This is a genomic window from Streptomyces sp. NPDC014764 (assembly GCF_043082785.1).
GTDB classification, from domain to species: Bacteria; Actinomycetota; Actinomycetes; order Streptomycetales; family Streptomycetaceae; genus Streptomyces; species Streptomyces althioticus.
Genome location: NZ_JBIBXY010000017.1, coordinates 69,603 through 79,341 on the forward strand (window position 1 = coordinate 69,603; position 9,739 = coordinate 79,341).

At 73.8% G+C, this 9,739-nt stretch carries 8 protein-coding genes; 4 read left to right on the forward strand and 4 right to left on the reverse strand.

Features of this window, described 5'->3' with window-relative positions; all coding sequences use genetic code 11:
- The first annotated feature begins 46 nt into the window (after positions 1-46).
- Positions 47-1,249, forward strand: a complete 1,203-nt coding sequence (locus tag ACF1AG_RS28795) for an amino acid deaminase/aldolase (RefSeq protein WP_391810617.1) — start codon at positions 47-49, stop codon at positions 1,247-1,249.
- Between the two features lie 57 nt (positions 1,250-1,306).
- Here the strand turns inward: ACF1AG_RS28795 and ACF1AG_RS28800 are convergent, their stop codons facing one another.
- Genes ACF1AG_RS28800 through ACF1AG_RS28815 form a run of 4 tightly spaced genes read right to left on the reverse strand, consistent with a single transcriptional unit; the run spans position 1,307 to position 5,961 of the window.
- A complete protein-coding gene (locus ACF1AG_RS28800) occupies positions 1,307-2,368 on the reverse strand; it encodes a DUF2510 domain-containing protein (RefSeq protein WP_387796897.1) in 1,062 nt (353 codons plus the stop codon).
- Positions 2,369-2,416: 48 nt separating this feature from the next.
- Positions 2,417-3,199 carry a 3-oxoacyl-ACP reductase gene (locus ACF1AG_RS28805; RefSeq protein WP_349790754.1) on the reverse strand — a complete coding sequence of 261 codons (783 nt, stop codon included), beginning with the start codon at positions 3,197-3,199 and terminating at the stop codon, positions 2,417-2,419.
- 6 nt (positions 3,200-3,205) lie between these two features.
- Positions 3,206-4,582, reverse strand: a complete 1,377-nt coding sequence (locus ACF1AG_RS28810) for an aldehyde dehydrogenase family protein (protein WP_387796696.1) — start codon at positions 4,580-4,582, stop codon at positions 3,206-3,208.
- A gap of 8 nt (positions 4,583-4,590) precedes the next feature.
- A complete protein-coding gene (locus ACF1AG_RS28815) occupies positions 4,591-5,961 on the reverse strand; it encodes a glutamine synthetase family protein (RefSeq protein WP_359600855.1) in 1,371 nt (456 codons plus the stop codon).
- Positions 5,962-6,046: 85 nt separating this feature from the next.
- Between ACF1AG_RS28815 and ACF1AG_RS28820 the strand changes: the two genes are divergently transcribed.
- From ACF1AG_RS28820 to ACF1AG_RS28830, 3 genes are all read left to right on the forward strand, one after another.
- Entirely contained in the window at positions 6,047-6,781 is a 735-nt protein-coding gene (locus tag ACF1AG_RS28820; RefSeq protein WP_387796694.1) for a FadR/GntR family transcriptional regulator, read from the forward strand.
- Between the two features lie 85 nt (positions 6,782-6,866).
- Positions 6,867-8,381 (forward strand): ethanolamine permease, encoded by a 1,515-nt coding sequence (gene eat / locus ACF1AG_RS28825; RefSeq protein ID WP_387796895.1) that lies wholly within the window; start codon positions 6,867-6,869, stop codon positions 8,379-8,381.
- A gap of 19 nt (positions 8,382-8,400) precedes the next feature.
- Positions 8,401-9,087, forward strand: coding sequence for a gamma-glutamyl-gamma-aminobutyrate hydrolase family protein (locus ACF1AG_RS28830; RefSeq protein ID WP_359752503.1), 687 nt, complete (start codon positions 8,401-8,403; stop codon positions 9,085-9,087).
- The last annotated feature ends 652 nt before the right edge of the window (positions 9,088-9,739 follow it).

The following is a 9,739-nucleotide window of genomic DNA, read 5'->3' on the forward strand; positions in this document are numbered from 1 at the left end:
GTACGTCCCCCTACCCTGCGGTAATCCGGTCTGGCAGGCTGCGGTCATGACTGCGCGCGCCGCCGACCGGGCCCGTTACAACCGGGCCACCGCACAGCTCGACGCCCCCGTCGCGATCGTGGATCTGGACGCCTTCGACGCCAACGCGGACGATCTGGTCCGCCGTGCCGGGGGCAAGCCGATCCGGGTCGCCAGCAAGTCCGTGCGCTGCCGGGCGCTGCTCGAACGTGTCCTGGCCCGCGCGGGTTTCGCGGGGATCATGTCGTTCACGCTCGCCGAGTCGCTGTGGCTGGCCCGCTCCGGTTTCGACGACGTCCTCCTCGCCTACCCGTCCGCCGACCGCGCCGGGTATGCCGAACTCGCCGCCGATCCCAAGCTCGCCGCCGCCGTCACGGTCATGATCGACGATCCGGCGCAGCTGGACCTGATCGACGCGGCGCGGGCCGGCGGCAGTGAAGTCGTGCGCGTGTGCCTGGAGTTGGACACCGCACTGAAGCTGCTCGGCGGGCGGGTGCGGATCGGCGCCCGCCGTTCCCCGCTGCACTCCCCCGCCCAGGTCGCCGAGGTGGCCCGCGCGGTGGCCCGCCGGCCGGGGTTCCAGGTCGTCGGGATCATGGCGTACGAGGGGCATGTGGCCGGCGTCGGGGACTCGGTGGCCGGACGGCCGCTGCGGTCTCGCGCGGTGCGGCTGATGCAGGCGGCCGCGCGCCGTGAACTCGCCGAGCGGAGGGCCGCGGTGGTGCGGGCGGTGCGGGAGGTCGTGCCGGACCTGGAGTTCGTCAACGGCGGCGGCACGGGCAGCGTGCAGCACACGGCGGCGGAGGACTCGGTGACCGAGATCGCGGCCGGGTCGGGCCTGTACGTACCGCGGCTGTTCGACAACTACACGTCGTTCACGGGCCGTCCGGCCGCTCTGTTCGCCCTGCCGGTGGTGCGGCGGCCCGGGGTCGGCGTGGTGACGGTGCTGGGCGGCGGCTACCCGGCGTCCGGCGCGCCCGGCGCGGACCGGCTGCCGGTGCCGTATCTGCCGGAAGGGCTGCGCTACGACCCGCAGGAGGGCGCCGGTGAGGTGCAGACGCCGTTGCTGGGGCCCGTCGCGGACGATCTGCTGATCGGTGACAAGGTGTGGTTCCGGCACGCCAAGGCGGGCGAGCTGTGCGAGCGGTTCGACACGCTGCACCTGGTCGAGGGGGACGCCGTGACGGCGACCGTGCCGACGTACCGGGGTGAGGGGCACACCTTCCTGTAGCCCTGTAGCCCAGAAGCCCTGTGCCCTGTAGCCGCGCCGTGCCCGCCGCGCGGCCGCTCAGCCGGTCGGCCCGATGCTGCTGCCGACCCCGCCGCCGGACGCCTGGTCGGCGGTCGAGCGGATGCCCTTGGTGATGCGGTCCATGTCGGCCACGGGCGGTCCGTCCGGGCCCGCCTCGAAGAGGAAGCGGACGAGGACCGGGGACTCGGTGCCGACGCTGGACGGGAAGACGAGGGACTGGACGTAGCCGCCTGAGCCCTTGGCGGTGGTCACCCGCCAGCGCACCAGGTATCCGGCGCGGCCCGCCACTGCGACGGGGCCCGCCTTGACGACCTGGTGGGACTCCATGCCGCCGTAGGGCCGGTTGCCAAGGCTGTCCTCGTCGAAGGTCTCCTCGGCGGCCTCGGAGATGTCCGCCTGGGCGAGGGCACGGGGTGAGGACTCGTCGGTGGCGGTCACCGTACGGGAGACGACCATGCCGCCGCGGCAGAGGGAGCCCTCGCCGGGGCAGTCGTGGGTGCCGTCGGTGGTCATGACGGCGTCCTTCTCGACCACGTGCTGGGGGCGGACCCAGCCGTCGAGGAGCGGGAAGGTGACGCCGTTCAGCTCGTCCACGACCACACCCTCGTCCTCCGGCGCGGGCTCCGAGGCGGTCGGTGAGGGCGACGGCCGCGTGGACTCCGTCGTGGGCGCGGGGGCGGTCGGGCTGGGCCCGGTGCGGACCTCGGGGTCCTCGTCGTCACGGGTGAGCGCCACGGCCCCGGCGACGACGGCGGCGACCAGCACGGCCCCGGCGACGGTCAGCGCGACGGCCCTGGTCCCGCCGGACCCGCCCGAGCCGCCGGTACCGCCACCGCCGGGCGGGGCCGGAGGACCGAAGCCCCCCGCCGCCCCGTACGGCCCCGGCGTACCGGGCGCGCCCGGCGGGTGAGGGGCGCCCGGCGCACCGAAGCCGCCCGCCCCCACCGCCGACGCGGGACCGGAAGCGGACGCGGAACCGGGAGCCGACGCGGGACCGGAAGCCGCCGTCCGCCGGTGCTCGGTCCAGACCGTGCCGTCCCACCAGCGCTCCAGGTGCGGGGCGTGCGGGTCGGGGTACCAGCCGGGCGGGGGCGTCATGCTCATCCGGGCACTGTAACGACGGGCGTCGTCACCGCGTGCCGCCCGCTACAGCGGTGTGACGTACGCCCCCGAGATGCCGCCGTCGACGAGGAAGTCGGTCGCGTTGACGAAGGACGAGTCGTCGCTGGCCAGGAAGGCGACGGCGGCGGCGATCTCCTCGGCCTCGGCGAACCGGCCGAGCGGGATGTGCACCAGCCGGCGCGCGGCCCGCTCCGGGTCCTTGGCGAACAGTTCCTGGAGCAGCGGGGTGTTGACCGGTCCGGGGCACAGCGCGTTGACCCGGATGCCCTCCCGGGCGAACTGCACGCCGAGCTCACGGGACATGGCGAGCACGCCGCCCTTGGAGGCGGTGTACGAGATCTGAGAGGTGGCCGCGCCCATCCGGGCCACGAACGACGCGGTGTTGATGATGGAGCCCCTGCCCTGCTCCCGCATGTAGGGGATGGCGGCCTTGCAGCACAGGTAGACGGAGGTGAGGTTGACCTCCTGGACCCGCTTCCACGCCTCCAGGCCGGTCTCCAGGATGGAGTCGTCGTCGGGCGGTGAGATCCCCGCGTTGTTGAAGGCGACGTCGACGCTGCCGTACGTCTCGTACGCGGTGCGGAACAGCGCCTCTACCTGTTCGGGGTCGGTGACGTCGGTGCTCACGAAGATCCCGCCGGTCTCCTCGGCGGCGGCCTTGCCGCGGACCTCGTCGACGTCCGCGCAGACCACGTTCGCCCCCTCGGAGGCGAGGCGGCGCGCGGACGCGAGCCCGATGCCGCTGCCGGCCCCGGTGACGACGGCGGTGCGGCCGGTCAGGCGGCGGCAGATGATGTCCTCGCTCATGTGCGGTCAGGCCTCCGTGCTGATGAAGACGTTCTTGGTTTCGGTGAAGGCGGTCAGGGCGTCCGGGCCCAGTTCGCGGCCCACGCCGGACTGCTTGAACCCGCCGAAGGGGGTCCAGTAGCGCACGCTGGAGTGCGAGTTGACCGACAGGTTGCCCGCGCGCACGGCGCGGGCGACGCGCAGGGCGCGGCCGACGTCCCGGGTCCACAGCGAGCCGGCGAGTCCGTAGTCGGTGGCGTTGGCCAGGCGGACGGCGTCGGCCTCGTCGTCGAAGGGCAGGACGACGGCGACGGGCCCGAAGACCTCCTCCACGGCGACCCGGTCGTCCGGGGCCACGCCCGTCAGGACAGTGGGCGGGAACCAGTAGCCGGGGCCTTCGGGGGCCTTGCCGCGGATGCCGTCGAGAGTGCCGGGGACGTAGGAGCGGACGCGGTCGAGCTGGCTGCGGGAGATCAGCGGGCCCATGTCGACGTCCTCGTCAGCGCCCGGGTCGCCGACGCGGACGGCCTCGATCGCGGGCGTGAGCAGCTCCAGGAAACGGTCGTAGGCGGTCCGTTCCACGAGGACGCGGGTGCGGGCGCAGCAGTCCTGCCCGGCGTTGTCGAGGAACGACATGGGGGCGGCTGCCGCTGCGGCCTCCAGGTCGGCGTCGGCGAAGACGATGTTGGGGCTCTTGCCCCCGAGTTCGAGGGTGACCCGCTTGAGGCGGTCGGCCCCCTTGGCCCACACCTGCTTGCCGACGGCCGTCGACCCGGTGAACACGATCTTGGCGACGCCGGGGTGCTCGACCAGGGCGTTGCCTGTGACCGGGCCGTGTCCGGGGAGCACCTGGAACAGGCCCTCGGGAAGCCCCGCGTCCAGGGCGAGTTCGGCGAGGCGCAGGGCGGTGAGAGGGGTGGTCTCGGCGGGTTTGAGCAGGACCGCGTTGCCGGCGGCGAGGGCGGGGGCGGTGCCCCAGGCCGCGATGGGCATGGGGAAGTTCCAGGGTGCGATGACACCGACGACGCCGAGCGGTTCGAGGAAGGTGACGTCGACGCCGCCCGGCACGGGGATCTGCCGGCCGGTGAGGCGTTCCACTCCCCCGGCCGCGTAGTCGAGCAGGTCGCGGACGTTGCCCGCCTCCCAGCGGGCGTTGCCGAGGGTGTGGCCGGCCTCGCGGACCTCCAGCCGGGCGAGTTCCTCGACGTGGTCGTCGACGGCGGCGGCGAACCGGCGCAGCAGACGGGCGCGTTCACCGGGAGCGAGGGCGGCCCAGGCGGTCTGCGCGCGGGCCGCGCGGGCGACTGCGGCGTCCACGTCGGCGGGGCTCGCGGCCGGGACGGTGGCGATGACCTCCTCGGTGGCGGGGTTGCGCACCTGGAGCTCGGCGGGCTGGTCGGACACTCGAGGCCTCACATGCGTTCGAAGGAGCGGCGCAGCTCCCAGTCGGTGACCGCGGCGTCGAAGGCGTCGATCTCGACGCGCGCCATGTTGCGGTAGTGGGCGACGACCTCCTCGCCGAAGGCCGCCTTGGCGATCTCGCTGTGCTCCCACAGCTCGGCGGCCTCGCGGAGCGTGGTGGGGACGTGGTCGAAGCCCGCGGTGTAGGCGTTGCCCGCGCAGGGCTCGGGCAGTTCCAGACGCTGCTCGATGCCGTGCAGGCCGGCGGCGACCATGCCGGCGACGGCGAGGTAGGGGTTGACGTCCCCGCCGGGCAGCCGGTTCTCGAAGCGCAGGGAGCGGCCGTGGCCGACCACGCGCAGTGCGCAGGTGCGGTTGTCGTGGCCCCAGGCGACGGCGGTGGGGGCGAAGGAGCCCGGCTGGAAGCGCTTGTAGCTGTTGATGTGCGGGGCGTAGAGGAGGGAGAACTCGCGGAGTGCGGCGAGCTGCCCGGCGAGGAAGTGGCGCATCACCTCGGACATGCTGTCCGGGTCCTCCGGGGAGTCCGGCATGGCGCTGTCGCCGCCGAGGTCGGCGAGCGAGAGGTGGATGTGGCAGGAGTTGCCCTCACGTTCGTTGTACTTGGCCATGAAGGTGAGGGAGACGCCCTCCTGCGCGGCGATCTCCTTGGCGCCGGTCTTGTAGATCGCGTGCTGGTCGCAGGTGACCAGGGCCTCGTCGTAGCGGAAGGCGATCTCGTGCTGGCCGGGGTTGCACTCGCCCTTGGCGGACTCGACGGTGAGGCCGGCGCCGGCCATCTCGTTGCGGATGCGGCGCAGCAGGGGCTCGATGCGTCCGGTGCCGAGCACCGAGTAGTCGACGTTGTACTGGTTGGCCGGGGTGAGGCCGCGGTAGCCGGCGTCCCAGGCCTGCTCGTAGGTGTCCTTGAAGACGATGAACTCCAGCTCGGTGCCGACCTGGGCGGTGTAGCCGAGGGCGGCGAGCCGGTCGAGCTGCCGGCGCAGTATCTGCCGGGGCGCGGCGGCCACCGGGGAGCCGTCGGCCCAGGCGAGGTCGGCGGTGACCATCGCCGTGCCCTCGTTCCAGGGGAGGCGGCGCAGCGTGTCCAGGTCCGGGTACATGGCGAAGTCGCCGTAGCCGGTCTCCCAGGAGGACATGGCGTAGCCGTCGACGGTGTTCATGTCGGCGTCGACGGCGAGCAGGTAGTTGCAGCCCTCGGTGCCGTGGTGGAGGACCTCGTCGAGGAAGAAGCGGGCGGCGAACCGCTTGCCCTGGAGGCGGCCTTGCATGTCGGGGAAGGCCAGGACGACAGTGTCGATCTCGCCGGCCGCGACGAGGGCGTGCAGCTCCTCGACGGGAAGCGGGGGTGTGCGGTCTGCCACGGGAGGGCCTCCTGGGGCTTCTTCGGTCAGCCGGGAGCCATAAGGTATTGCCGGAAACCATTGCTTGGGAAGGGGGCGCGACCAGATGCCCAAGGATGCGGTCGGCGCGGTCGGGGACCGGCTGGCGCCGGTGCTGCGGCAGGTCCGTGCGGGCAACGGCTTCGAGGAGGCGCTGGAGCAGATCCTCCAGGTGGTGCGGCTGGGTCTGGTGGCGGGCGGGGAGCGGCTGCCGGCCGAGCGGGAGCTGTCGGAGCGGCTGGGGATCAGCCGCGTGACGCTGCGCGAGGTGCTGAAGGTGCTCCAGGACCAGGGCCTGGTGGAGTCGCGGCGCGGCCGGTACGGCGGAACGTTCGTGCTGCCCCGACCCACGGACGCGGGCGAGGAGGAGCTGCGGCGGCGGATCGCCGAGGTGGACATCGAGGACGTGCTGCGCTTCCGGGAGGTGCTGGAGGTGGGCGCGGCCGGGCTGTGCGCGGCGCACGGGCTGACGGGCGAGCAGGCGGGGCGCCTGCGTGAGGCGCTGGCGGGTACGCAGGAGGCGCCGCTGGGCGACTACCGGCGGGCGGACACGCTGTTCCACCTCACCCTGGCGGAGCTGTCCGGCTCGCCCACCCTGACGGCGCAGTACGCGGCCGTCCGGGCGACGGTGAACGACCTGCTGGACTGCATCCCGCTGCTGGTGCGCAACCTGGAGCACTCGCAGCGGCAGCACGCGGCACTGGTGGAGGCGGTGCTCGAGGGGGACGCGGACGGGGCGCGCGAGGTGATGCGGGAGCACTGTGCGGGGACGGCGGCGCTGTTGCGGGGGTTCCTCGCCTGACGGTGTGGCGCGCGGCGGACCGGGGCAGGGTTTACCGCGGCTTAACGCACGGGGGTTGCGCGCGCGCCGGGTGCGCCACGAAGGTATGGGCCCACAAAGGTCTGGATCCGTTCCATTACCATCTTCCGCGCCACACCGCCTCCTGGGGAGCCGTGCCGTGAGCCTATCCGCATCCCGTGAACCCGCCGGCGAGCCCGACGACTACCTGGAGCGCCGGAAACTGCGCCGGGGCAGCGCCGGCTGGCTGCTGCTGACCGGCCTCGGCGTCGCCTACGTCGTCTCCGGCGACTACTCCGGCTGGAACTTCGGCCTGGCCGAGGGCGGCTTCGGCGGTCTGGCGATCGCCATGGTCCTGATGGGCGCCATGTACACCTGCATGGTGTTCGCGCTCGCGGAGCTGTCGTCGATCCTGCCCACTGCGGGCGGCGGCTACGGCTTCGCCCGCCGGGCGCTCGGCCCGTGGGGCGGCTTCCTCACCGGCACGGCCATCCTCATCGAGTACGTCCTCGCGCCGGCCGCGATCTCCATCTTCATCGGCGACTACGTCGAGTCGCTCGGCCTGTTCGGCCTGGAGTCGGGCTGGCCGGTCTACCTGGCCTGCTTCATCGTCTTCATCGGCATCCACCTGTGGGGCGTGGGCGAGGCGCTCCGTTTCAGCTTCGTCGTCACCGGCATCGCGGTGGCGGCGCTGGTGGTGTTCGCGCTGGCGGCGCTGCCCGAGTTCGACGCGTCGTCGCTGGACGACATCCCGGTGGACACCTCGGCGTTGGGCGCGAGTTCCTGGCTGCCGATGGGGCTGCTCGGGATCTGGGCGGCGTTCCCGTTCGGCATGTGGTTCTTCCTGGGCGTGGAGGGCGTGCCGCTGGCCGCCGAGGAGACCCGGGAGCCGGCCCGTACGCTGCCGCGCGCGATCCGCTGGTCGATGGGCATCCTGGTGGTGCTGGCCCTGATGACCTTCTTCACGGCGGCGGGGGCGCGCGGCTCGGCCGCGATCCAGGACGCGGGCAACCCGCTGGTGGAGGCGCTCCAGCCGGACGGCGAGGCGACGGTGCTGAGCAGGATCGTGAACTACGCGGGACTCGCGGGGCTCGTCGCCTCGTTCTTCTCGCTGATCTACGCAGGTTCGCGGCAGCTGTTCGCCCTGTCCCGGGCGGGTTACCTGCCCCGCTTCCTGTCCCTGACCAGCAGCCGCCGGGCGCCGTACCTCGGTCTGGTGGTCCCGGGCGCGATCGGCTTCGCGCTCGCCGCGAGCACGGGCAACGGGGCGCGGATGCTGAACATCGCGGTCTTCGGTGCGACGATCTCCTACGCGCTGATGTCGCTGTCCCACATCGTGCTGCGCCGCCGCGAGCCGGAGCTGCATCGGCCGTACCGGACGCCCGGCGGGGTGCTGACCTCGTCGGTGGCGCTGGTGCTGGCCTGCGCGGCGCTGGTGGCGACGTTCCTGGTGGACGTGACGGCGGCGTTCATCGCGCTGGCGGTGTACATCGTGGCGCTGGCCTACTTCGGGCTGTACAGCCGCAGGCATCTGGTGGCGAAGGCGCCGGAGGAGGAGTTCGCGGCGCTGGCTGCCGCCGAGGCGGAGCTGGCGCGGGACTGAGGAAGAGGGAGGTGTCCGGGTGTCGGGCAGGCCACTGATCGGCATCAGTACGTACGCGGAGTCGGGCGTGCGGTGGGGCGTGTGGCAGCTGGACGCCGCGCTCTTGCCGGCCGGCTATCCGCGGCTGGTGCAGCGGGCGGGCGGACTGGCGGCGATGCTCCCGCCGGACGCGCCGCAGCACGCGGCGGCGGCCGTGGCCCGGCTGGACGGCCTGGTCATCGCGGGCGGCCCGGACGTGGAGCCCGTCCACTACGGCGCCGAGCCCGGCCCTCGCACGGGGCCTCCGGCCCGGGCCCGGGACGCCTGGGAGCTGGCGCTGATCCGCGCCGCCCTGGAGCGGGGCGTGCCGCTGCTCGGCATCTGCCGGGGCATGCAGCTGCTAAACGTCGCCCTGGGCGGCACCCTGGTCCAGCACATCGACGGCCACGCGGAGGTGCCGGGCGTCTTCGGCCGCCACCCGGTCAAGCCCGTCCCGGGCACGCGGTACGCCGACGCCGTCCCCGAGGAGACGTCGGTCCCCACCTACCATCACCAGGCGGTCGACCGCCTCGGCACCGGCCTGATCCCGTCCGCCCACGCGGAGGACGGCACGGTGGAAGCGATCGAACGGCCCGACGGCCCCTGGGTGGTGGGGGTGCAATGGCACCCCGAGATGGGCGAGGACGAACGGGTGGTCCACGCGCTGATCACGGCGGCGGGGGTCTGAAGGGCGGGTGCCGCCCCGGTGGCCGTGGGACTCCCCGAGAGGGCGCCACCTCACCGCAGCCGCGATACCCCTCTCACCCCACCGGGACGAGGCCACCGGCCTCCTGACCGGCGCCGGTGCTGCGGGTCGCCCTGGGCGCGGGCGCAGCTCATGCGCAGTCTCGCGGGAGTCCGTGGCGCAGCCCGGGCACGGGTCGCCTCCCCGTCAGGGGGCGGCAGCCCAGGCACGGGTCGCCTCCCCGTCAGCGGGCGGCAGCCCAGGCACGGGTCGCCTCCCCGTCAGGGGGCGCCTCCCCGCCAACGGGCGCGAGCCCGGGCACGGGGCGCCTCCTGTCAGCGGGCGGCAGCCAAGGCACCGGTCGCCTCCCCGCCAGGGGCGGCAGCCCAGGGCACGGGTCGCCTCCCCATAGCGGACGGCAGCCCAGGCACGGGTCGCCCCCCCGTCAGCGGGCGGCAGCCCAGGCACCGGTCGCCTCCCCGCCAGGGGCGGCAGCCCAGGGCACGGGTCGCCCCCCGTCAGCGGGCGGCAGCCCAGGCACGGGGCGCCCCCCGTCAGCGGGCGCCTCCCCGCCAACGGGCGCGAGCCCGGGCACGGGGCGCCTCCTGTCAGCGGGCGGCAGCCAAGGCACCGGTCGCCTCCCCGCCAGGGGCGG